Annotated in this window: 17 protein-coding genes and 1 pseudogene; 9 read left to right on the top strand and 9 right to left on the bottom strand. The window is 74.7% G+C overall.

Annotated elements, in window-relative coordinates:
* The first annotated feature begins 205 nt into the window (after window positions 1-205).
* The 4 genes from ACIRD3_RS07990 (at window position 206) to ACIRD3_RS07975 (ending at window position 5,699) form a co-directional block, all read left to right on the top strand.
* Window positions 206-2,215, top strand: coding sequence for a PEP/pyruvate-binding domain-containing protein (locus ACIRD3_RS07990; RefSeq protein ID WP_402213088.1), 2,010 nt, complete (start codon window positions 206-208; stop codon window positions 2,213-2,215).
* 188 nt (window positions 2,216-2,403) lie between these two features.
* On the top strand, window positions 2,404-3,795 hold the full coding sequence (locus tag ACIRD3_RS07985) for an acetyl-CoA carboxylase biotin carboxylase subunit family protein (protein WP_402213086.1): 1,392 nt from the start codon (window positions 2,404-2,406) through the stop codon (window positions 3,793-3,795).
* A gap of 89 nt (window positions 3,796-3,884) precedes the next feature.
* Window positions 3,885-5,021 (top strand): nucleotide disphospho-sugar-binding domain-containing protein, encoded by a 1,137-nt coding sequence (locus ACIRD3_RS07980; RefSeq protein WP_402213085.1) that lies wholly within the window; start codon window positions 3,885-3,887, stop codon window positions 5,019-5,021.
* Window positions 5,022-5,288: 267 nt separating this feature from the next.
* Window positions 5,289-5,699, top strand: a complete 411-nt coding sequence (locus tag ACIRD3_RS07975) for a peptidase inhibitor family I36 protein (RefSeq protein WP_402213083.1) — start codon at window positions 5,289-5,291, stop codon at window positions 5,697-5,699.
* Between the two features lie 22 nt (window positions 5,700-5,721).
* On the opposite strand, the gene ACIRD3_RS07970 is transcribed toward ACIRD3_RS07975, so the two are convergent.
* Both ACIRD3_RS07970 and ACIRD3_RS07965 read right to left on the bottom strand, forming a co-directional pair.
* The gene (locus ACIRD3_RS07970) at window positions 5,722-6,381 is read right to left on the bottom strand and encodes a hypothetical protein (RefSeq protein WP_402213081.1); all 660 of its coding nucleotides are present in this window, start codon (window positions 6,379-6,381) and stop codon (window positions 5,722-5,724) included.
* A 158-nt stretch (window positions 6,382-6,539) separates the two neighbouring features.
* Entirely contained in the window at window positions 6,540-7,265 is a 726-nt protein-coding gene (locus ACIRD3_RS07965; protein WP_402213079.1) for a DUF2625 family protein, read from the bottom strand.
* A gap of 235 nt (window positions 7,266-7,500) precedes the next feature.
* Between ACIRD3_RS07965 and ACIRD3_RS07960 the strand changes: the two genes are divergently transcribed.
* Entirely contained in the window at window positions 7,501-8,763 is a 1,263-nt protein-coding gene (locus ACIRD3_RS07960; protein WP_402213078.1) for an FAD-dependent monooxygenase, read from the top strand.
* A gap of 153 nt (window positions 8,764-8,916) precedes the next feature.
* Entirely contained in the window at window positions 8,917-9,366 is a 450-nt protein-coding gene (locus ACIRD3_RS07955; protein ID WP_402213076.1) for a DUF6210 family protein, read from the top strand.
* 41 nt (window positions 9,367-9,407) lie between these two features.
* Here the strand turns inward: ACIRD3_RS07955 and ACIRD3_RS07950 are convergent.
* Window positions 9,408-9,500, bottom strand: a pseudogene (locus tag ACIRD3_RS07950) (UTP--glucose-1-phosphate uridylyltransferase); the annotation flags it as partial.
* A gap of 127 nt (window positions 9,501-9,627) precedes the next feature.
* A complete protein-coding gene (locus ACIRD3_RS07945) occupies window positions 9,628-11,160 on the bottom strand; it encodes an MFS transporter (protein WP_402213074.1) in 1,533 nt (510 codons plus the stop codon).
* A gap of 267 nt (window positions 11,161-11,427) precedes the next feature.
* Between ACIRD3_RS07945 and ACIRD3_RS07940 the strand changes: the two genes are divergently transcribed.
* Window positions 11,428-11,799 carry a YciI family protein gene (locus ACIRD3_RS07940; protein WP_402213072.1) on the top strand — a complete coding sequence of 124 codons (372 nt, stop codon included), beginning with the start codon at window positions 11,428-11,430 and terminating at the stop codon, window positions 11,797-11,799.
* Window positions 11,796-13,022 (top strand): RNA polymerase sigma factor, encoded by a 1,227-nt coding sequence (locus tag ACIRD3_RS07935; protein ID WP_402213071.1) that lies wholly within the window; start codon window positions 11,796-11,798, stop codon window positions 13,020-13,022. Before ACIRD3_RS07940 ends, ACIRD3_RS07935 begins: the two co-directional genes overlap by 4 nt.
* Window positions 13,023-13,068: 46 nt before the next feature.
* On the opposite strand, the gene ACIRD3_RS07930 is transcribed toward ACIRD3_RS07935, so the two are convergent.
* From ACIRD3_RS07930 to ACIRD3_RS07910, 5 genes are all read right to left on the bottom strand, one after another.
* Window positions 13,069-13,596 (bottom strand): GNAT family N-acetyltransferase, encoded by a 528-nt coding sequence (locus tag ACIRD3_RS07930; protein WP_402213070.1) that lies wholly within the window; start codon window positions 13,594-13,596, stop codon window positions 13,069-13,071.
* 91 nt (window positions 13,597-13,687) lie between these two features.
* Window positions 13,688-15,427: a penicillin-binding transpeptidase domain-containing protein gene (locus ACIRD3_RS07925; protein WP_402213068.1), complete on the bottom strand. Its 1,740-nt coding sequence runs from the start codon at window positions 15,425-15,427 to the stop codon at window positions 13,688-13,690.
* A gap of 203 nt (window positions 15,428-15,630) precedes the next feature.
* Entirely contained in the window at window positions 15,631-16,137 is a 507-nt protein-coding gene (locus ACIRD3_RS07920; protein ID WP_402213066.1) for a carboxymuconolactone decarboxylase family protein, read from the bottom strand.
* A gap of 126 nt (window positions 16,138-16,263) precedes the next feature.
* A complete protein-coding gene (locus ACIRD3_RS07915; RefSeq protein ID WP_402213064.1) occupies window positions 16,264-17,502 on the bottom strand; it encodes a cytochrome P450 in 1,239 nt (412 codons plus the stop codon).
* Window positions 17,503-17,720: 218 nt separating this feature from the next.
* Entirely contained in the window at window positions 17,721-20,930 is a 3,210-nt protein-coding gene (locus tag ACIRD3_RS07910; RefSeq protein ID WP_402213062.1) for a M28 family peptidase, read from the bottom strand.
* A gap of 301 nt (window positions 20,931-21,231) precedes the next feature.
* Here ACIRD3_RS07910 and ACIRD3_RS07905 point away from each other — a divergent pair, with 301 nt between their 5' ends.
* On the top strand, window positions 21,232-22,671 hold the full coding sequence (locus ACIRD3_RS07905; protein WP_402213060.1) for a helix-turn-helix domain-containing protein: 1,440 nt from the start codon (window positions 21,232-21,234) through the stop codon (window positions 22,669-22,671).
* The last annotated feature ends 87 nt before the right edge of the window (window positions 22,672-22,758 follow it).

Raw genomic sequence — 22,758 nt, 5'->3', positions numbered from 1 at the left:
TCTGTGACCTTTGCCACAGCTCGACGTGCGGTTTTAGCTCCGCACTGCTCATGTTCATGGCCGAAACAATTCACAGTGGCCTGATGTCACCTGATTATTCGTCAGATGTTCGGATGTGATGGCAGGGTGTGTGTCGTAGCCGTACCACCTTCTGGCCTGCTGCACACCGATCGTGCACACGATGACGAATGGCTGAACTGTGCGCATGACCCGTTCGGATCGCAACGAAGCGACCACGCGGCCCCGCCTCGCCGGCGAAAAGCTCTCCACCCGCGAGTTCTCCCGGCTGGCCGGCAGCGTCGGCGGATACCCGTACGTGAAAATCGTGCTCGACCGTGCCGAGTCGGTGCTCCACTTCATCGACAGCGCGGACGGCATCCTGCACGTCCGTTACATCGCGGGCGAGATCCTCGGCATGTCGATCGACGAACTCGCCCGCGGGCTCGATGCGTTCAATGACGACGTCTACCGGAATCCCGATCGCCGTTTCCTTCTCGGCACCCTCGCCCTGCACACCCGCGGCGATACCGGCGGCGCCTTCCTGTCGCTGGAGACCGTCGACGTCGACACCATGTCCCGGGACATGCTGCGCGCCTTCTACCACCGGGTGCGCGCGCACGTCGACCCCGCGCTGCCGCTGCTCCTCAAACCGGCCAACCACCGTCAGGAGGAGTACGTCGCGGCGATCCCGGAGAGCGAGATCCCGCGCGTCCTGTCCCACGAGCTCTACTCCACGGCCGCGTTCGTGCCGCTGAACCCCGGCGAGGCCCACGGCCGGCTGCGGGTGTTCCGCTCGGAGGAGGAGTACCGGGCCGCCCCCGAACCGCTGGAGTGGCACGACATCGTGGTGATGCCCCGGGTGCCGGAGGACGTGCCCCGGGTGTCCGGCATCATCCACACCGAGCACACCACCCCGCTCTCCCACATCAACGTGATGGCCGCCGGCTGGCGGATCCCCAACGCCGTCGGCATCGGAGCCGTCGAGCGGATCGAACGGGACGGCCTGGCCGGGCGGTGGGTCCGCTACCGGGTCGACACCGACGGCACCGAGCTCCACCTGGAAGCCGCGCCGCCGCTGACCGCCGACGCCCGGCCGACGGCGCCCCCGCCGGCCGAACGCGTCACCGTGGACCGGCCCGACCTCACCCCCACCCCCGTCACCCCGCTGACCGAACTGCGCGCCGGCGACCACGTCCGGTTCGGCACCAAGGCCGCCAACCTCGGCGAGCTCACCCACCTGCTGCAGCACGGCTCGCCGCGCTGGCTCGGCTTCTACCGCGTCCCGCGGCCGCCCCGGGAGAACCTGCTGCGCTACCTCGCCCGGCAGCTCGGCCTCCCCGAGGACGCGGACGACACCGAACTCACCGGCGCCGCGCAGCGCCTGGTGAAGGAGCACGCCCGGGTGCCGCGCGGGATCGTCCTGCCGTTCTCCCTCCAGCAGCGCTTCCTGGACTCCTCGGCCGAGCTCCGCGCGGCCGTCGACCGGCTCGACTCCGCGCTGCGGGACGGGAATCCGGACGTCGACGGACTGTGCCGCGCGGCGCAGCGGCTGATCCGCACCACGCCGGTGCCCGAGCCGATCCGCACCGAACTCGACCGGGCGCTCGACCGCCACCTGTACGGCGCGCCCGTGCTGGTCGTCCGCAGCTCCTCCAACGCCGAGGACCTGTCCGGCTTCTCCGCCGCCGGGCTCTACGAGTCGGTGGCGCACGTCAGCGGCACGCAGGCCGTCCTGGACGCGGTCCGGGAGGTCTGGGCCTCGCTGCTGTCGCCGCGCGCCGTACGGCTGCGGCACCAGGCGGGCATCCCGCTGGACCACTGCCGGATGGGCGTGGTGGTCCAGGAGCAGGTCGGCTCGGCCGTCGGCGGCGTCCTGGTCACCTGCAACCCGCTGAGCCCGCAGGACTTCCGTGACGTCTACCTCAACATCTCGCCGCGCTCGGTGACCGAGGTGGTCACCGGTGAGGGCGCCCCGCTGCAGTACCTGTGCAACACCATGGAGGGCGGCAGCCGCACCGTCTCGCTGGGCACCGCCACCGCCGACCTGGACACCGCGACCAAGGACCTCGTCGGCCGGCTGGCGCTGATCAGCCGACTGCTGCAGTCGCACTTCTCACCCGACGAGAGCTACGCGGCCCCGGTCGACGTCGAGTGGGCGATCGAGGGCGACCGGATCGACCTGCTGCAGCTGCGGCCCTTCCGCACCGCCGGCTGACCCCGGCCCGGCCGCCGCGCCCGCGTCCAGCGGCACCACGTCCAGCGGCACCATGCCGCGCCCGGGTCGGCCGCCGCGCCCGGCCGGCCCGCCGTGCCCCGGAGTCGGACACCGGTTCCGGGGCCGAACGCCGCCCCGGAGCCGAACGCCGGCCCCGGCCCCGTGAACTTCCCTCAGGAGAAAGCACCGTGAAACGGATCCTGTACGTCTACGTCAAGGGCGGAGCCCCGCTGGAGTACGCCTTCCCGCGGATCGCCGCCTGCGGGGAGCTGCACGTCCTGGCACTGGCCCCGCTGCCCACCACCGCCGAGGAGCAGTGGCGGCCCAGCTGCACCACCATCGAGCTGGTCCCCGAGGCGCCGCGCGGTGACGAGCTGGTCGATCTGATCGTGCGGTACGCCGAGAGCATCGGGGCCGACGCGGTGCTCACGCTCTCCGAGTTCGCGGTGCTGGCCGTCGCGCACGCCGCGCGCCGGCTCGGCCTGGCCGGACCCGGCGAGGGGATCGTCCGGGCCCGCGACAAGCGGCTGATGCGCGAGGCGTGGGCCGCCGCCGGGGTGCCGATCCCCGGCTTCCGCCGGGTCGACAGCCTCGCGGACCTCGACGCCGCGCTCGCCGAGTTCACGCCCCCGCTGCTGCTCAAGCCGGCCTGGGGCGCCGGCTCGGTCGCCCAGATCGTGCTGCACTCCGCCGACGACGCGGCCCCGGCCTGGCGCGAGATCGAGCGCGGGCTCCAGGCCGGCAGCAAGGTCGGCATGAACGAGCTCTACGCCCCGGACACCGACCGGGACCGGCTGGTCGAGGAGATCGCCCAGGGCTCCACCGAGGGCTGGTACCAGCAGCCCGACTACGGCGACTACGTGAGCGTGGAGGGGATCGTCGCCGACGGCGTCTACCGTCCACTGGCCATCACCGCCAAACTGCCGACCGTACCGTCCTTCGTCGAGGTGGCCAGCACCTCGCCCTCGGTCATGGCGGTGCCGCTGCAGCGCCGGATCGAGGAGGTCTCCCGCCAGGCCGTCGACGCGCTCGGGCTGGAGAACTGCGGTACCCACACCGAGCTCAAGCTGATGAAGGACGGCGAGCTGGTGGTCATCGAGACCGCGGCCCGCTTCGGCGGCCTGCTGACCACCCGGCAGGTCCACGAGGTGTTCGGGCTCGACCCGATCGGCATGCTGGTGCGGCAGCTGCTCGGCGAGCAGGTCGACTACCCCGAGGCCATGCTCACCGAAGGGGCCCGGGCCGCCGCCTCGGTGGCCGTCGTCCCGACCGACGCCTTCGGCGTGCCCTGGCGCACCCGCCCGGTCTGGAACCCGCAGGACGTGGACTGGCAGAGCCTGCTCTCCCCGGGCAGCAGCATCGAGGCCGTCCCGGCCTTCGCCATGCCCACCGGCCGCCCGGTCCCCGCCTTCGACCCGAACGCGGGCTCGCGCAACTGGCTCGGGGTCTACCTGCTGAGCGCCGTCGACGCCGACACCCTGCAGCGCGACTGCAACGCGGTGCTGAACGGCCTCGAAGACGCCCTGCACCAGGCCGCCGAACGCGCGGCCGAGTGCGCTGCCGAACGCGCGGCCGGCTGATCGCACGGCGCCGCCTCCCGCTCGGCGCCGCTCGCCGCCGCTCGCCGCCGCCAACCGCTCGACCACCGACCACTCACCGAGGTTCCCCCATGCGCGTACTGTTCGCCGGCGTCCCCGGCGCCGGCCACCTCTTCCCATTGGTCCCGCTGGCCAGGGCGATGCGCTCGCTGGGCCACGAGGTCGCGTTCGCCTCGATGGACGGCGGTGAGCCGGTCGCCGCGTCCGGGCTGCCGTACCTCCCGATCGCCCCGGGGGTGGACTGGAGCAAGGAGATCCGGGCGCTCGGCCGCACCCTGCGGCCCGAGCTGCTGCAGCAGGTCGTCGAGACCAACTCGGCCGACCGCGAGGCGTTCGTCCCGCTGGCCGCCCTCGTCAACACCCTGGTGGCCGACGCGGCCGTCGAACTCGCCGAGCGGTGGCGGCCGGACCTGGTGGTCTACGACTACCAGTTCCCGGTGGCCCTGCTCGCCGCGACCAGCCTGGGCGTGCCCGCCGTCCAGCACGACCTCGGCTTCGTCCGCACCCCCGGGCTGCGCGCGCTGATGCTCGCGGAGATGGCCGAGGCCTTCGCCCGGCACGGGGCCGACCGGCTGCCCGAACCGGCCGCGACCATCGACATCGCCCCGCCGAGCATGGCCGGCGCCGAGCCGTACGGCTGGTCGCTGCGGCCCGTCGCCTACAACGGGGAGGGCGACGGCGCCCTCCCGGACCCCCTGGCCGCACCCGCCCACCGCCCGCGCGTGGCGGTGACGCTGGGCACCGTACCGCCCAAGACCGACGGCCTGACCAGGATCGAGCGGGTGATCGCGGCCGCCGCCGAGACCGACGCCGAGTTCGTCCTGGCGACCGGGGACCTCGACCTCGGCACGCTCGGCACCCTGCCCGACAACGTCCGCGCGTACGGCTGGGTCCCGTGGCGCGCCCTGCTGGACACCTGCGCCGCCGCGATCCACCACGGCGGCAGCGGCACCGCGCTCGCCGCCCTGGACGCGGGCGTCCCGCAACTCGTCCTGCCCGACGGCTCCGACCGCTTCATCAACGCCGACGCGGTCCGCGACCGGGGCGCCGGCCTCAGCGCGACCGCCGAGCAGATCGGCCCGGCCCTGCTGGACCGGCTGCTCACCGACCCCGCGCTGACCGCCGCGGCCCGCGAGGTCAGCGCCGAGATCGCGGCGATGCCCAGCCCGACCGAGGTGGCGGAACGGCTCACGCGCCTCGCGGGCTGAGGCCGAGAACGGCGGACGCGCTTCCGGCGGGGGCGTCGCCGTGCCAGGCTGCCCGGGCAGGAGTCCGCCCGCGGTGCGGGGGAGGAAGCGGACCGGACCGAGCGTGACCCGGAGCAGCCGGGCTTCCGAACCGTCAACCGGACTCGGCCCGGACCTCGGCCGCCAGGTCGGAGTGGTGCAGGACGACCAGCAGCTCGACCAGGCGCACCCGGACGCACCGCCGCAGCCGGAGGATGACCGGGCGCGGGCAAGCTCGTTGGGCAGGGCATGACGCGCACGAAGCGAACCCTCACCGCTCTGGCCGGCACCCTGGCCGCCCTGGGCCTGACCCCCGTCCTGCCGGCCCAGGCCGCGGGCGGATACGACCGCTGCCCCGCCGGCTTCTACTGCTTGTTCTCCGGCCTCGACGGCACCGGGGACATGATCAAGCTGACCCGCAGCACGCCCGACCTCGCCCCGCTCGGCATGGACGACCGGGCGAAGTCGGACTGGAACCGGACGTCCTCGACCATCCACCTCTGGTCCGAGGCCGCCTACGGCGGCTGCACGACCGTCACCTCCGCCGGGCCGACCGGCAAGGGCGACTTCTTCCCGGCCTACCGGGACTTCTTCAGCTCGGTCCAGTTCGACGGCCCGGGCGGCCCGAGCTGCGGCACCCCGCCGGGCGAGCGGCACTGACCGGGGCCGGCCCGGACCGGCCTCAGGCCACCAGGTGGGCGGCCGGGGCCTCGCCGAGCTCGCGGTCCTCCCCGGGCCCGCGGTCCTCCCCGGGCTCGCCGTCCTCCCGGGGCCAGCGGTCCTCCCGCGGCTCGCGGTCCTCCCGGGGCCGGTGCGGGGCCCCTTCCGGCAGCTCCCGGCCGAGTGGCAACAGGGCCTCCAGCGGGACCCCGTACGTCAGGACGCGGTCGGCGTCCCGGCTGTGCTGGACCGCCGGGTCCAGCACACCCGGGAACCGGGTCCGGGTGCAGGTGCGCCACTGGACGGCGGCGACCCAGCCCAGCGCCATTCCGATGCCCGCGTAGGCGCGGGCGCGCCCGTCGGGCCAGGTCGGGTCGAGGGCGCGGCCCTCCTCGTCGGCGCACCAGGCGTGGTGGGACACCGTGCCGTCCGCCTCGATCACGTACCCCTCCACGTACGTCAGGGCGGCCGATCTCCGGGCGATCCGCCAGGCGTTGGGGAAGCCGGCACCGCCGTTGCCGCGGCGGGGCAGGCCGGTCGGCCAGGCGGACGGCGTCTGGAGGCGTCCCTGGGCGAGGACCACGGCTTCGGCGGTCAGGGCGCCGCGCGCGGCCCGCGCCCGCAGCGCGCCCACAAGGACCCGCTCGTGGCGGGAGGTTCCGGCATTCGAGGTGGAGGACACGCTGGCCAGTCTTCTCAACGCCCAAGGGCTGCGCGAGAAGTACTACGCCATCCGATGCCGCGAGCGCGCCACCACCGTGTGCCACCACTGCGCAGAAACCGCGCCGACACCGCGCCGACACCGTGTCGCGACCGCGCCGCCGCCGCGTCGGGGCAGCGCTACACCGTGCCGAGGAAGCCGGGGTCCGGCAGCCCGAACCGCCCCGCGAACTCGGCCGCGACCCCGAGGACTTCGCGCATCGGCACGGCCCGCCGGGTCGTGCCGCCCGGATCCTCCCGCGCCTCCTCGGACCACAGGAACGGGTACACCGTGATGCCCTGCGCCGGGGCCAGCGCCTCGGCCTCCGCCCGCCAGCCGGGCCAGCGCAGCCCGTCGTAGAAGGTCTCCAGGCGGCCCGAGAACAGCCAGGAGACCCACGCGGAGTGGCCCATCGCCAGCTCCTCCCACTCCAGCGTGTCCGGCGCGAAGTAGGTCATCTGCCCCGGCACCCCCGGGCGGCCCGCGGCGGCCGGGTCATGGCCGTTGAGCGCGAACACCCCGCCCACGGCGTCATGACCGACCACCAGCCCGGCGGCCGGATGCCAGCCGGGGTCGAAGGAGGCGGGGAAGGCGTTCACCCGCCCCAGGCTCGGCAGCCCGTCCGCCGCGGCCGAGCCGCCGCCGAACACCCGGACCCAGCCGTGGTCCAGCAGCAGCCCGCCGGTGTTCAGCACCACCGCGCCGAGCACCGACCGTGCCGTGACCTGCAACTGCAGCAGACAGCGGCGCCCCTCGGTCCGGTCCGCGGCGAGCACCCGGGCGTCCACCGGGCTCCCCGCCAGCGCCCCCGCCACCTCCGGCCACGCCGGATCGTCCACCCCGGCCAGTTCGTCGATCGCGCGCACCCGAGGATGATCGCAGTCCCTACGGCCGCCCCGGCACGCGGGTCACCCCCCCCGGCACACGGGTCACGCCCGGCACGCCTCCGGCGGAGGGCGGGCGGGCCGCCGACCGCGGGCCGGTGCGCCGTCGGTGGCGCGTGGGCGGCCTGTCGGCGGTGTCAGCGGTCTGTTCGTGTGCTGTGGGCGGCCGGGCGCAGTGTGGGGCACGACGACATCACCGACCCACGGGAGGCACACCGTGTCGACTATCAACACCGCGCCGGGCACGGCCCGTTCACCGCGCAGCGGGCGGCCGGTCTCGGTCCTGGTCTCCGGCGCGGGGATCGCCGGCACCGCCCTCGCGTACTGGCTGGAGCGCTACGGCTTCGAGGTCACCGTCGTCGAGCGCGCCCCGGCGCTGCGCGGCGGCGGCCAGGCGGTGGACATCCGCGGCAACGCCCTGGACGTCATCGAGCGGATGGGGCTGCTGGCGGAGGTCCGGGCCCGCAGGACCGGCCTGCGGGGGATGTCCCTGGTGGACGGGGACGGCCGCGAGCTGGGCCGCACCACCGAGTGGACGGCGAGCGGCGGGCCCGTCGACGGCCCCGACGTGGAGATCCTGCGCGACGAACTCGCGGAGCTGATCGCCGGAGCGTCCGGGCCCGGCATCGCGTACCGCTTCGACGACTCGGTCGAGACCCTGGTCCAGCACGCCGAGGGCGTCCAGGTCCGGTTCCGCGACGGCACCGAGCGCTCCTTCGACCTGGTCGTGGGCGCCGACGGCCTGCACTCCAACACCCGCCGCCTGGTCTTCGGCCCCGAGGCCGACTACCTGCACCCCGTCGGCACCTACATCGCCGGCTGGAGCGTCCCCAACCACCTCGGCCTGGACCGCTGGGAGGTCCTCCACCAGGACGGCGACGGCAACGGCTGGGACTGCCTGGCGATGACCGTCCGCGACAACACCGAACTGCGCGTCTTCGTCGGTTTCCGGAGCGACGAACCGCTCGACCGCATGCTGCCCCGGGACCCGGCCCGCCAGCGCGCCCTGATCGCCGAACGCTGCGCCCACCTGCGCTGGGAACTGCCGCGCTTCCTCCGGGCGATGTGGGAGACGGACGCCTTCCACTACGACGTCGTCGCCCAGATCCGGATGGACCGCTGGTCCCACGACCGCGTCGCCCTGCTCGGCGACGCCGGCTACTGCTGCTCCCCGCTCACCGGCCAGGGCACCAGCGTGGCCCTCACCGCCGCCTACGTCCTCGCCGGCGAACTGCACGCGGCGGCCGGCGACCACCGCACCGCCTACCCCGCCTACGAGCGCCGCCTGCGCGCCCATGTGGCGGCCAACCAGGCCATCCTCGAGCTGAGCGCCGCCCGCTTCGGCGGCGACACCGAACCACCCGCCGCCGCGAAGGGCGGCGGGGCCGCGGGGGACGGCCTGCCGGGCTTCGACGGCCCCGGCCCCGAGCTGGAGGCCGCCTTCCACGCCGCCACCGTCTTCGACCTGCCGGACTACTGACAGCCGCCCGAAGAGCGCCCGCTCAGCCCTCGTACGGGTCCTCCAGCACCGGGACGCTACGCCGACCCGAAAACGGGTGGCCGCCCGGCCGCCGCCCGGCTTCGATGTCCCGTAGCCCCGCCACGGCCCCGACCCGCCCAGGAGGCAGGACCGATGACCGATCCGACCCGGACTCCCGCGCCGAAGCGGCTGGTCCACCTCGACCCGGACGGCTGCGGCGGGGGCTGGGTGTTCGTGATCGTGGCGGCACTCACCGGGGTGGTCTACCAGGCCCAGTGCGGGGGTCACTCCTGCGCCCAGGAAGAGCAGGAGGGCTATCTGCTCCCGCTCTACGGGACGGACCTGGACGCCGAGCTCAACGAGCTCTTCGTCGGCGAACTGCGGGGCTGGGGCCACCGCGGCCGGGTGTGGCCGCCGGAGTCGCTGGCCCGACTGCGGTGCGCCGTCGGCGAGTTGGGCGTGTACCCATCCGGTCGGCACGACGAGCCCTGTCCGACCTGGCTCGTCCTGGACGAGTCCAGGCTCGCGGACCTGGCCGAGGCCTGGGTGCCGGTGCTGACCCCACACGGCCCGGGCGTCCTGGTCTGGGAGAACTCCGACTGACGCGCCGGCCCGGCAGGATCCACCAGGGAGGTCTAGCTGTGCATCTCCTTCGGCGTGGCCCTGGTCAGCGGCAGGAGGCGGGAGCCGAGCCCGGCGGCGGGGATGACGGCTCGGCGGATCGTCCTGGGGGCCATGTGCCCTCTCTCGTCTCGACGGTGGCGCGGTGCGTCGTGCCCAGCGCGGTCGTGACGTCACGCTACCAAGGGTTGTGGTGTGACTAATCGCTTGGCCGGGTGGGGAGTTGGCGCCGCCGACCGGCTCCTAACGGGTCGTCCGCACCCGGACCTCGACGGCGTCATCGGACTCCGGTGCCGCGGCCGCCGGCGCCCCCGGGCGCAGGGCCAGGACGAGGACCGCCGTCCCGGCGAAGAGGACGGCCGCGACGAGCCCGGTGGTGTGCAGCCCGGCGGTGAAGGCCTCGCGGGCGTCGTGCAGCAGGGCGGCGCCCCGGTCCGCCGGCAGCCGGCTCGCGGTGGCGAGGGCGGCGGGCAACGAGTCCGGGCCCCCGTGGGCGTGGTCGCGGTAGACGGTGGCGGCGAGGGTGCCGAGGAGGGCGAAGCCGAGCGAGCCGCCGAGGTAGTTGCCGGTCTCGGACATCGCGGCGGCCGAGCCGGCCCGCTCGGGCGGGACGCTGCCGAGCACCAGCCCGGTGCCGAGCGCGAACAGCGGGCCGGTGCCCAGGGCCAGCACGGTGATGCCGGTGACCACCACGGGCAGCCCTCCCGCGCCGTCCGTTCCGTCCGCGAGAGCGGTCAGCAGCGCGCCCAGCCCGGAGACCGCCAGGCCGCCCGCGATCGCGGTGGCGGGCTTCAGCCGGCCGGCCAGGGCGGGCGCGGTCATGGTGCCGAGCGCGACGCCCAGGCCCATCGGGGCGAACAGCACCGCCGAGGCGAACGGCGAGTGCCCGAGCACGCCCTGCAGGTACTGGGTCACCTCCAGGCCGGTGCCCGCCATGGCGACCCCGGCCAGCACCAGCGCGACGAGCACGGCCGCGAACGGGCGGTTGCCGGCCCGGCGCAGGTCCAGCAGCCGCAGGTCCAGCAGGGGGGCGTCCTGTCGCAGCTGCCGCCGTACGAAGAGCACGCCGAGCGCGGCACCGGCCGCCAGGAGCACCACGGGGACGGCGGACGGGCCCCCGACGGCGAGCCGCTTGACGCCGTGGACCAGCGGCAGCACCGCGCCCAGCGACAGCGCGACGCCGACCGGGTCCAGCCGGCCGGCCCGGTCGCCGCGGTACTCCGGCAGCACGGCCGGACCGGCCAGGACGAGCAGCACCATCGCGGGGACGGCGGCCAGGAACACCGATCCCCACCAGAAGTGCTGCAGCAGGAACCCGGCGAGGACGGGGCCGAGCGCGCCGCCGGTGAACTGGCAGGTCGCCCAGACCGCGATGGCCCGGCCGCGCTCCCGTTCGTCGCGGAACAGGTTGGTGATCAGGGCGAGCGTGGACGGCGCCAGGGTGGCACCGGCGGCGCCGAGCAGAGCGCGGACCACGATCAGCATCAGTGGGCCGGTCGCGAAGGCGGCCGCCGCCGACAGCACCGCGAAGGCCGCCGCCCCGCCCAGCAGCAGGCGACGGCGGCCGATCCGGTCGCCGAGCGTCCCCATCGTGATGACCAGGCCGGCCACCACGAGGCCGTAGGCGTCACTGATCCACAGCTGCTGGACGCCGGTGGCGCCCAGGTCGGCGGTCAGCTCGGGCAGGGCCAGCAGCAGCGCGGTGGTGTCCATCGCGACGAGCAGCGTGGGCAGCATCAGGAGGGCCAGCCCCAGCCGGGCCCGGGTGAGTCGCATCTCGGGAACTCCTCTTTCCTCATGTGGTCCGTCGACATGTGGTCCGTCGACGGACCACGTCGTCCGTCGACGGTTCGGGGCTGGTCGGAGCGGGCCGGGCGTTCTTGACACGCTTCCGGGGCCCGAGGTGCCGAGCCGCGTGCCTCCCGGGCGGCCCCGGAGATTCCGTGCGAGATTTCCGGCGGAGGACGTCAAGACGGCGGCGTCCGCTCCGACCACCGGTCGAAGCGGCCCCGCCGGGGCCCGCACACCCGAGGGAGACGCACGATGAAGTTCCTGATCAGCCTGCACATCAACCCGGCCGTCCTGGACGCGCTGACCGACGAGGAGAAGGCGGCGGTCGGCGCCGGGCACGGCACGTTCCTCGAGGAGTTGAAGGAGTCCGGCGAGCTGATCCTGACGCAGGCGCTGGTCGACCCCTCGCAGGCCGCCGTGGTGACCGTCCGCGACGGGCAGCCGGTGGTGACCGACGGTCCGTTCCTGGAGGCGAAGGAGTTCCTGGGCGGCTTCTACCTGGTCGACTGCGAGGACAAGGCGCGGGCGATCGAGCTGGCGGCCCGGATCCCGGACACCCGGATCGAGGGCCTGGGCGTCGAGGTCCGGCAGGTGATGTTCTCCGAGGGAAACTTGGAGGCATGACAGCACCGACAGCACCGGACATCGAGGACCTGCTGCGTGGCCTCACGCCGCAGGTCCTCGGCACGTTGGTACGGAAGTACGGCCTGTTCGAGGGGTGCGAGGACGCGGTGCAGGAGGCCGTCCTCGCCGCCGCCGTGCAGTGGCCGTCCGAGGGGGTGCCGGACAACCCGCGCGGGTGGCTGGTGACGGTCGCCTCCCGGCGGCTGGTCGACCAGGTGCGCAGCGACCGGGCGCGCCGCGAGCGGGAGTCGGCGACGGCGGCCGCCGAGGTGGTGCCGGAGTCCGTCCCGGACACCGACGACACGCTCCTGCTGCTGTTCCTGTGCTGCCACCCGGCCCTGACCGCCGCCTCGCAGACCGCCCTGACCCTGCGGGCGGTCGGCGGGCTGACCACGGCCGAGATCGCCCGCGCGTTCCTGGTGCCGGAGGCCACCATGGCGGCCCGGATCAGCCGGGCGAAGCAGCGGATCCGGGCCGCCGGGAGCACCTTCGCCCCGCCCGAGGGCGCCGAGCGCGAGGCGCGGCTCCGGGTCGTCCTGCAGGTGCTCTACCTGATCTTCAACGAGGGCTACACCGCCTCCTCGGGCAGCGAGCTGCACCGCCCCGACCTGGCCCGGGAGGCGATCCGGCTCACCCGGACGGTCCACGCCCAGCTGCCCGGGGACGGCGAGGTCGCCGGACTGCTCGCCCTGATGCTGCTGACCCACGCCCGCCGGAGCGCCCGCACCACGTCCACCGGGGACCTCGTCCCGCTCGACGAGCAGGACCGCACGGCGTGGGACCGCCCACTGATCGACGAGGGCACCGCCCTGGTCAAGGCCGCGCTGGCCGGCCCGGAGCTCGGCCCGTACCGGCTCCAGGCGGCCATCGCCGCCACGCACGCCGACGCGGCCACCGCCGCGGAGACCGACTGGCGACAGGTGCACGGCCTCTACCTGATCCTGGAGCGGATCGCCCCCAACCCGATGGTCACCCTCAACCGGGCCGTCGCCCTCGCCGAGACCGAGGGCCCCGGGGCCGGCCTGGCCCTGCTCGCCACCCTCGACGCCGATCCCCGCATGGCCGAGCACCACCGCCTGCTGTCCGTCCGGGCGCACCTCCTGGAGAAGGCCGGCGACCCGGCCGCGGCCCACGACCACTACCGCCGCGCCGCCCGCGCCACCGCCAGCCTCGCCGAGCGGCGCTACCTGGAGGCTCGCGCCGCCCGCCTGCGGCCGAGCTGACGGCTGAGCCGGCGGGCCGGGCCGACGCCGAGCGCCGGGCGGGGTGTCAGGACGTCGGCAGCAGGTAGCGGAGTTTGCCGCCCTCGGCGGCGGTGAGGCGGCCGCCGTTGGCCTCGATGACCCGGCGGGACGCGGTGTTGGTGTCGTCACAGGTCAGCAGGGCCGCCGTGATGCCGAGGGCGGCGCCGACCGGGAGCGCGGCGGCGAGCATGGCGGCCGCGTGGCCCCGGCGGCGGGCACTCGGCCGGACGTCGTAGCCGATGTGGCCGCCGACCCGGGCCAGTGCAGGGGTCAGCCGGTGCCGGATCGCGATCCTGCCCAGCACCTCGTCCCCGTCGGCCCACCACAGCGTGGTCATCGGCACGCCCGCGTCGCGTCGCGCCCCCGCCTCCGTCCGTTCGGCGAGCACCCGGGCGACGTACCGGCCGAAGGCGGCGTCGTCGCCGGTCAGGGCCGCCGGGTCGACATCGGTGACGAACCAGGGGACGGGGTGGCCCGGGTCCGCGCGGAACTCGGCCACCGCCGCCAGGAACGACCTCCGCAACCGGACGGTCGGATCGATCAGCCCGGGCACGGACTCTCCTCCGCCGCATCGGCGCCCGGCGCCCGGTCCTCGAACTCCCGCCGCGCCCCCGGGGGCCCGGCGGGAGCGCCGCCGGCCGTCATCAGCCGGTGCCGCCGGCCTTCAGGACCTGGGCCGCCGCGACGCCGGCGGCGCTGTTGCCGTGGCCGCCGCCCTCGACCTCGGCGGCGACGGCGAGGTCGCCGCGGTAGGCGATGAACCAGCTGTTGGTGGTCTGGCCGCCGGTCTCGACGGTGCCGGTCTTGGCGCCGATCTGGCCGGACAGGCCGGACATCGGGGCACGGGCGGTGCCCTGGGTGGCGGTCTTGGCCATCATGCCGCGCAGGTCGCGCGCGACGTCGGCGGGCAGCCGGCCGGGGGCCGGCACGCGCTTGGCGTCGTCCCGCAGGACGGGCTGGCGGAACGTTCCGCTCTGCACGGTGGCGGCGACCGAGGCCATCAGCAGGGAGTTGACCTGGATCTGGCCCTGGCCGATGTACTCGGCCGCCGCCTCGTCCTTGTTCCCCGGCGCCGGGATGGTGGCGTCCCGGCTCTGGATGCCGATGTGCCACTCCAGGCCGAGGCCGAACTGCTCGCGGGCCACCTTGCCGAACGCGCCGGGCTGCAGCTTCTCCAGGCCCTTGTCGATGAAGCCGGTGTTGCAGGAGTGGGTGAAGTCGTCGGTGAGCGTGTACGACGGGAAGTCGCCGGGCTCGTCGTTGTGCCACGGCTTCGGCGAGTTGGTGGTGTTCTTGCACGGCACCACGGTGTCCGGGGTCACGCCGGCCTCCAGCAGGGCGGCCGAGGTGATCACCTTCATGGTGGAGCCGGGCGCCTGGCCGCCCGCGACCGCGCGGTTGAACCCGGCGGGGGAGTAGGCCATCGCCAGGATGTGGCCGGTGCTGGGCTCGACGGCCACCAGGGAGGCCGGCTTGCCGCCCGCCGACTGCTGCTTGACCGCCTCCTCGGCGACCTTCTGGAGGTCCGCGTCCAGGGTGAGCTTGACCTGCGGCGCGCTCGGCGGGGTCAGCACGAACAGCTGCTCGGGCTCCTTCCCGGAGCCGCCGGAGAGCACCACGGCCCGTCCGGTGACGGCGGTCGCGCCGTCGGCGGGGGCGATCTGGGGCAGCACGGCGGCCAGCGACGGGAAGCCCTCCAGGGGCTTGCCGTTGCGGTCGGTGGGCTTGGTCACCGGGCCGGGCAGCGCCTTCACGGCGATCGTCCGGCCGGTGGCGAGCTGCGGGTGGACGACCGTCGGCGCCCAGCGCACCACGGCCCGGCCGTCCTGGGCCCGGACGACGGTGAGCGCGCTGTCGTACTCCCAGGCCCCGGTCGCGCCCTCGAACTCGGCCTTGACCCGGTAGCCGAGGGCCGGCTCGCTCGGGGTGCCGGACGCCGCCGGGCCCGTCCCGGTCAGCGCGAGCGAGCGCGCCGGCACGTTCTCGTGGAACGCGGTGAGCGCGGCGCGGGCGGCCTCCGGCCGGTCGGTGAGCGCGGAGGCGGCGGTGACGTCGCCGCGGCCCCAGGCCGCCAGGAAGTCCTTCGCCGTCGCCTCGGCCTGCGCCGCGGTCGGCGGCTCCTGCGGGGCCTTGGCCGAGGCGTCGGAGCCCTGCGTGCCGCCCCCGCCGCCGGACGAACCGCCGCCCTGGACGGCGTTCACGATGTTGTAGAGGCCGTACCCGCCCACCGCCAGCAGCGCGGCGAACACCCCGCCCACGGCCACCAGCACGGCCCGTCGGGCGCCCGAGCGGCGCGGGGCCGCTTCCTCGTCCTGGAACTCGACGTAGTCCTCGTCGAGTTCGGTGTACCCGGCGTACCCGTCCGGCTCATGCCCTTCGCGCATGTCCTCGTCCCCCCTGTGTCCTGCCGTCGTCCTGCCGTTTCACGGGCCTGCCCCCTCCGGCGTCCCGGCCCGCCGCCCGTTCGGTCCGTCGGTGATCCGTTCGAGCGCGGACCAGCCTAAGCGGAGAAGGGCGATCGGTCGACAGCGGGAGGGTCCGCCGGGCGGAGTCGCCCGGCGGACCCTCCCGAGCGGGGCGGGGGCCGTCAGGCCCAGGGGTCGGTGAAGGCGCGGCCGGGGACGGGCTTGGCGATGACGGCGATGGCGGTGAAGAAGTTGACCTGGCCGATCGCGATCATCAGGGTGGCGAGGGCCTTCTCCTCGTAGTGCCCGGCGACCTCGGCGTACAGCGCGTCGGGGACCCGCTCGCCGTGCGGGCTGGGCAGGAGGGCGGCGTCGACCAGCGCGAGCGCGGCGCGCTCGGCGGGCGTGAAGTGGGGCGAGTCCTGCCAGGAGGCCACCGAGGTGATCCGGTCCTCGCTCTCGCCGGCCTTGCGGAGGAACCCGGTGTGCAGGACGGTCAGGTAGGTGTTCCCGGCGAGCTGGCCGGCCCGCAGCTGGACCAGGCTGATGGTGCTGCGGGGCACCGAGTGGTTGCCGGTGGCCTTGAACAGCGCGGCCGAGACCTCGGCGAGCTCGGGGACGAGCTGCGTCGGGTCCTCGGTCATGCGGGGGCGCGGCGGGACCTCGGCGGTGATCGGGCGGATGGTCATCGCGGGTGTTCCTCTCGGGGGTGCCGGGATCCTGGTGATCCCGGTGATCAGCGGTGCTGTCACTTCCCCGACGGATCGCGGCGCGGCCTTGTGACACCGCGGCCGAAGGAATGTCCGCGGGCTCCCTCAGCGCAGCACCGCAGGCGTCGGCCCGTCCGGCCGTACGGTGATGCTGTAGGCGGCGCGCGTGGGCTTGGCGTGGAACTCCAACACCCCCATCGGCAGCAGCAGTTCCAGCAGCGAGGTGGTCTCCCGGAGGGCGAACTGGGTGCCCAGGCAGGCGCGGGCGCCGAGGCCGAAGGGGAGGTAGGCGCCGAGGTGGCCGGGGCGCTCCGAGCCGGGGGCGAAGCGCGCGGGGTCGAAGCGCTCGGGGTCGGGCCACAGGGCCGGGTCGCGGTGGACGAGGTACGGGCAGACCAGCACGTCCGTCCCGGCGGCGATGCGGTGGCCGGCGATGACGTCGTCCTCGACGGCGTGCCGGGGGAGCAGCCAGGCCGAGGGGTAGAGCCGCAGGGTCTCGCTGACCAGCGCCTGCGGGTCGGCGGTGCGGGCCTCGGGGTGGCGGTCGAGGAGCAGGAACAGCCAGGTGAGGGTGGTGGCGGTGGTCTCGTGCCCGGCGACGAGCAGGGTGACGAGTTCGTCGCGGATCAGCCGGTCGGTGTACTCGGGGTGCTGTGCGCCCGCGTCGAGCAGGACCCGGAGCACGCCCGGATCCTCCGTCGGGCCGGCCGAGCGGGCCGCCTCGATCGCGCCCCGGGCGACGGCGTCGACCAGGGCCAGGTCCTCGGCGACGGCGTCCCGGGCGTCCGCCGCGTCGGTCGGCAGCGTCGGCATGGCGGCCACCACCCGTTCCACCGCGCGGAGTTCGCGGTCGGTCCGGTCCTCCAGCGGCAGCCCGGTGAGCGCCCGCCAGACGGTGTCCAGGGCGAAGCGCCGCATCTCCTCGCCCACGTCGAAGGTCTCCCCGCTGCGCCGGTACCCCTCCCAGCGCTCGGCGGTACGGCGCGCGGCGGCCGCGATCCGCTGCTCGTACCTGCGCATCCCGGTGCCGGTGAACTGCGACTGCAGCAGCCGCCGTTGGCGCTTCCAGGCATCGCCGGTGGCGGACAGCACGCCGTCCCCGACGAGCATCCGGGCGCGGTGCGAGCGCTTGACGTACCGGTCCGGGTGCCGGCCCAGGACGTGCTGCACCGCCGCCGGGTCGGTGACCAGCACGGTCGGCGTCGGACCGAGCCGGAACGCGGCGAGCCCCCCGACGCCGCGCTGCGCCCGCCCCAGCAGCTCGATCAGCTCGACCCCCTCGGCCCGCCACTGCTCGACGGCCTCCGGGGCCAGCTCCGGTACCGGGCGGGTGTCCGTGCTCACGGCTGGTGTCCTTCCGCTCTGCTGACGCTGCGTCGGCCCCGACTCTATGCCAGGGCGACACCCCGCCGGACGGCGCCGACCGGGCGCGGCAGGCGGGCGAGGGAGGCGGTGACGGGGGCGGGCGGCCCGCCCCTCGGCGCACGGCTGCGCCGCGGTCCGTCCCCCTCGACGGACCGCGGCGCAGCGGCTTTCGGGTGGCGTCGGTCAGGACGCCCCGGTCACACCTGCTGCCACAGGGCCGGGACGATCGGCGGTTCCCAGCCGACCTGGGCGGTGTGGCCCTGGATGCAGACGTAGCTGACGCCGTTGTAGGTCACGGTGTCGCCCGCCTTGTAGGTGGTGCCGGGGGTCCAGGTGCCGCCGGGGTTCGGGTTCCCGTTGCCCACGACCAGGGAGAAGCTGGTGCTGTGGGTGGCCGAGCCGGTCCCGGTGAGGGTGATGCCGTAGGTGCCGGCCGCGGTGGAGGCGGAGGTCGCGATGGTGACCGTCGCGGAGCCGCCGGACTGCACCGAGGAGGGGCTGAACGTGACCGTGACGCCGGCCGGCGCGCCCGAGGCGGTCAGGTTGACCGTCTGGGCCGAGCCGGAGGTGGTGGCGGTGGCGACCGTCGCCGAGGTGGAGGCGCCGGGCTGGACGGTGGCGGTGGCGGGGTTCACCGCGAGGGAGAAGTCGTTGGCGGGCGTGCTGCCGCCGACCGAGGTCTTCCAGATGGTGTAGGCCACGCCGTCGGCGCTGCGGTTGAGCACCGTCGCGTCGACGTTGCCCGTGGTGTCGCAGGACTGGTGGTAGCAGGAGTCGTAGGAACGACCCGCCGTACCGCCCCACTTGGCCGCCTGCGCCGAGGTCTTGGTGTCGCTGGCGCCGGCCGCGTAGCCGGAGGTGGGGATGCCGGCCTGCTGGAAGGAGTAGTCGTCCGAGCGGCCCTGTCCCTCGACGTTCTCCTCGGGCTGGAGGTTGAGCGAGTCCCAGTAGGCCTTCATCGGCGCCGAGGCCGAGGAGGAGATGTTGTTGATGAAGTAGCCGGCGTTGGGCGAGCCGACCATGTCGAAGTTGTAGTACGCCTTGATCGCGGAGCGCTGGGCGGAGCCCAGCTGGCCGACGTAGAACTGCGAGCCCTGCAGGCCCTGTTCCTCGCCGGTCCACCAGGCGAACCGGACGTGCCGGGTCAGGGTGGGGTTCTGCTGGGCGAGCACCAGCGCGTTCTCCAGCAGGGTGGCCGAGCCGGAGCCGTTGTCGTTGATGCCGGGGCCGGCGCCGACGCTGTCCAGGTGCGCGCCGAACATGGTGACCTGGTCGGCGGGGCCGCCGGGCCAGTCGGCGATCAGGTTGTTGGACTGGTAGCTGCAGGAGGTGCAGGTCTGCTCGCTGACGGTGTAGCCGGCCGCCTGCAGCTTGGACTTGACGTACGCCACCGACTGGCTGTGCCCGGCGGTGCCCGCCCGGCGGTTGCCGCCGTTCTGGTTGGCGATGCCGTTCAGCTGGGACAGGTGGGCCTGGACCTTGGCGACGTCGATGTCGGGTGCGGGTCCGCCGGGGTTGCCGCCGCCGCCGACGGTCAGGGTGTACTGGGCGGTGTGGGTGGCCGCGCCGGCGGTGCCGGTGACGGTGATCACGTACGTCCCGGCCGGGGCGCCGGAGGAGGCCGCCAGGGTGAGGGTGGCGGAGGAGCCGGTCTGCACGGACGAGGGGCTGACCGTGGCGGTGACCCCGGTCGGGGCGCCCGAGGCGCTCAGGCTGACGGTCTGCGCGGTGCCCGAGGTCAGTGCGGTGCTGACCGTCGCGGTGGTCGAGGCGCCGGGCTGGACGGAGCCGGAGGCCGGGCCGAGCGCCAGCGAGAAGTCGTTGCTGCCGGACGGCGTGCAGCTCGGGTCACCGCTCTGCGCGGGCACGCTGACCGCGTCCCAGGCCGCCTTGGCCCGGGTGAAGAAGGTGCAGGACGGGTCCAGGTTCTTCGCCGCCGTCAGGGTGGCGGTGCGGTAGCGCTTGTACGTCATGCCGCTGGTCTTGAGCAGCATGCCGCCGTAGAAGACCCGCCCGGCGTCCTTGATCCCGATGCCGGTGACGGAGGAGTTGTTGCAGGTCGGGCTGGTGGGCTTGCCGCCGCCCGGGTTGGAGCCCTCGGCCAGCAGGTAGAACCAGTGGTTCAGCGGGCCGGCCGCCGCGTGCTCCTCGGTCTGCGGGATGGACGAGGAGTAGCAGTTGGGGTCGTTGTTGACCTGCGAGGGGTTGGACATGTTCCGGATCGGCCCGCTGCCGACCAGGTTGATCATCTCGCCGACGGTGTAGTCCGGGCTGTCGTACGGCGCGGGCTCGTTGGCGTAGGCCTCGGTGAGCGCGCCCATGATGTCGCCGGTGGCCTCGCCGAGGCCGGACTCGTTGTTGGCGCCGCCCGGGGTGTACTGGTCGATGCCGTGGCCGAACTCGTGGCCGACGACGTCGATCGAGGCGATCCACTCGTTCGCCTGGCTGTGGCCGATGGATATCGAGCTGCCGTCCCAGTAGGCGTTGACGTCGTTCAGGCCGACCTTCACCGGCCAGCTGCCGCCGTTGCCGTTGTGCCCGTTGCGACCCAGCCAGTCGCGGAGCATGTCCCATTCCTTCTGGGCCGCGAACATCGCGTCGCCGCAGGCGGTCTCCTTGGTCGACGGGCTGCCGTTGCCCCAGGAGTCGCTGGACTTGGAGAAGACCTGGCCGGTGCTGTAGTCGGAGCAGCTCAGGCCGGGCCGGTTCGGGTCGCGCAGCGAGTACGAGCCGCCCGAGCCGGTGGTGCTGATGCTGACCGGGGCGGGCCCGTTCCACTTGCTGGTGAGGGTCCCGGCGCGGACGTCGTCGTAGCTGTCGATCACCTCGCCGCTCGCGGCGTCCACGAAGACGTGCAGCCGGCTGGGGGCGCTGCCGTTGTGACCGGTGAGCACGGTCTCCCAGGCGAGCCGGCCGCCGCTGCCGTCCTTGACCCGGACGACCAGTCGGCTGGACTCCACCGTGTCCACGGAGGGCAGCGCGGTGCGGGCGGTCCTCTCGGCCGTGTCCGCGCCGATCCGCGGGGTGACGGAGCCGCCGACCGGGCCGGTGGCGGCGGACTGCAGGCCGCGGACCTTCCCCTGCCCGTCGGCGAGCACCACCGCGTCCCCGCCGACCACCGGCAGGCCGCGGTAGCTGCGCTCGTACGCGACGGAGTAGAGGCCGCCGACCCAGGGGGTGACGGCCCGGCGCTCGTAGGTCTCGCCGGGGCCCTTGGCCAGTGCGTCCAGTCCGGCCGCGGCCGCGGCGTCGGCGGCGTTGACCGCGGCGGCCAGGGCGCCGGGTGGCGCCGGGGAGGGGGTGGGCGCGGCGGTGGCCGGCCCCGCGGTGGCGGCGATCAGGCCGGCCAGCACGGTCAGGGTGGTCGCCGTGGTCAGCAACCGGCCTGGGGAAACTCTGCGTTGCATCGAGGCTCCTCGCATGTGGGGGTCCTCGACCGCGGACGGCAACGGCTGGTGGCGCACCGCAGGCCATGTCGGGGGGCGGCCGTACGGGCCGTCCGCGCTCGGGTGCCCGAACCCTCACATGGCGTCATGCTCGGGTCAATGGCCGGTGCGGTCCCGGCATAGGGTTGGCAAATTCCGTCAAGCCGGTCGTCCGGCTTCGCGTCAAGCTGGGCTTTTCTCCGAGTGGTTGAGACCACCTCATGTACGGGCCCGGGTGCGAGCGGGTACCGTCGGGGCGACGAACGCACCCGGGGAGGCAGCCGTGGAGCGGAACCGAGTGGCGGCCCCCGCCGCCCCCGCGACGGGGACGCCGGCCCCGCCGACCGGCCAGGGCCGTGCCGCCTGGCGCGAGTTCGGCGCCCGGCTGCGGCACTGGCGGCGCCGGGCGGGCCTCACCCAGGTGCAGCTCGGCGCCGCGATCGGCTACGACCACACCGCGGTCAGCAAGATCGAGCACGGGGCCCGCCGGGTCACCCCCAGGATCGCCGACCGGATCGACGAACTCCTCGGTGCTGAAGGGGAGTTGATCGCGGCTTGCCTGCGCGCCGAGACCGCCGAACTGTGCGCGCCCGACTCCTTCCCGCCCGCCCTGCTCCGCCCCCCGCTGCCCGGCCCCGGACCGGCCGGGTCGGCCCCGAGCGTCCTCGCCCCGGCCCGGCTGCCGGACTACGGCCTGCTCTGCCCGCTGCACGGCGCCGAGGGCTGCGACGTCCCCCCGAGCGCCGAACTCGCCCTGCTTCACGCCGAGTTCTGCGCCCCCGAGGCGCTCGCCGCTCCGGCCGCGGCGCCGCCACTGGACGCCGACACCGCGCACGCCCTGACCGGACTGCTGGCCGCCCACCTGCGCTCCGGTGAGACCGGCGACCGACCGGGCCTGGCCGCCGCCGTCGAGCGGACCCTGCGCGCGGTGCTCGCCCGGCTCGCCAACGCTCCCGCCGCGCACCGCCGTCCGCTGGCCCGGCTGGCCGCCGAGCACGCCCACGCGGCCGGTGCACTGCGCATGCAGGACGGCCGCAACGCCACCGCGATGGCCTGCTACGACCGCGCGCTCACCTGGGCCGGGCTGGCCGGGGACCAGGCCACCCAGGTCGGCACGCTCAGCGACCTGAGCATCCTGGCCCGACTGGACGGCGATCCGGAGGCCGCCCTTGGCTACGCCCGCGAGATCGACCGGGTCGCGCCCGGCCGGCACTGGGCCGGGGCGATGGGACGGATCAGCCGGGCCCGGGCCCACGCGCTGACCGGTGACGTCCCGGCGACGGTCCGGCAGATCGAGCTGGCCCGGGCACACCTGGACCACATCGGCGCGCGGGACGAGGTCGACGTGCCCTGGCTCTCGATCGCCTCGATGCGGATGCGGGTGGAGTCGGCCGCGGCCGCCGCGCTGCGCGACCTCGCCGCGGCCGGGGACGACCCGGGGCTGGCCCGTCGGGCGCTGGACGCCACCGAGACCGCGCTGGGCCTGCTCGGCCCGACCCAACTTCCGGCCAGCCGCCTGCTGTTCATCGTCCGGGCGGCCGACTGCCTGCTGTGCGCGCACGATCCGCGGTCGGCCGTCGACCTCCTGGGCCGCGCCCTGGAGGACACCCCCGCGGCCGCCCTCCCGGCGCTGGTCGGGTACGAGCTGCGCGGGGTGCGCGACCGCCTCGCCGCGCACGCTCCGCAGGCCGCGGACCGGCTGGCGGAGCTGGTGCGCGCCTGATCGGCGCGGGAGGGGGCGCTCGACCGTTCTTGCGCGCCGGAGCGAAGGAACCGCACCCCGGTAACTCCCGCATCTTCCGGAAAGTGC

It is taken from the genome of Kitasatospora sp. NPDC093550, assembly GCF_044764985.1.
Taxonomy (GTDB): Bacteria; Actinomycetota; Actinomycetes; order Streptomycetales; family Streptomycetaceae; genus Kitasatospora.
This window is presented reverse-complemented; position numbering and strand designations above follow the sequence as displayed.

Coding starts and splice junctions, on each gene's coding strand:
- ACIRD3_RS07990 (WP_402213088.1), top strand. CDS start 206: ATGACCCGTTCGGATCGCAACGAAGCGACCACGCGGCCCCGCCTCGCC.
- ACIRD3_RS07980 (WP_402213085.1), top strand. CDS start 3,885: ATGCGCGTACTGTTCGCCGGCGTCCCCGGCGCCGGCCACCTCTTCCCA.
- ACIRD3_RS07975 (WP_402213083.1), top strand. CDS start 5,289: ATGACGCGCACGAAGCGAACCCTCACCGCTCTGGCCGGCACCCTGGCC.
- ACIRD3_RS07955 (WP_402213076.1), top strand. CDS start 8,917: ATGACCGATCCGACCCGGACTCCCGCGCCGAAGCGGCTGGTCCACCTC.
- ACIRD3_RS07945 (WP_402213074.1), bottom strand. CDS start 11,160: ATGCGACTCACCCGGGCCCGGCTGGGGCTGGCCCTCCTGATGCTGCCC.
- ACIRD3_RS07940 (WP_402213072.1), top strand. CDS start 11,428: ATGAAGTTCCTGATCAGCCTGCACATCAACCCGGCCGTCCTGGACGCG.
- ACIRD3_RS07935 (WP_402213071.1), top strand. CDS start 11,796: ATGACAGCACCGACAGCACCGGACATCGAGGACCTGCTGCGTGGCCTC.
- ACIRD3_RS07925 (WP_402213068.1), bottom strand. CDS start 15,427: ATGCGCGAAGGGCATGAGCCGGACGGGTACGCCGGGTACACCGAACTC.
- ACIRD3_RS07920 (WP_402213066.1), bottom strand. CDS start 16,137: ATGACCATCCGCCCGATCACCGCCGAGGTCCCGCCGCGCCCCCGCATG.
- ACIRD3_RS07910 (WP_402213062.1), bottom strand. CDS start 20,930: ATGCAACGCAGAGTTTCCCCAGGCCGGTTGCTGACCACGGCGACCACC.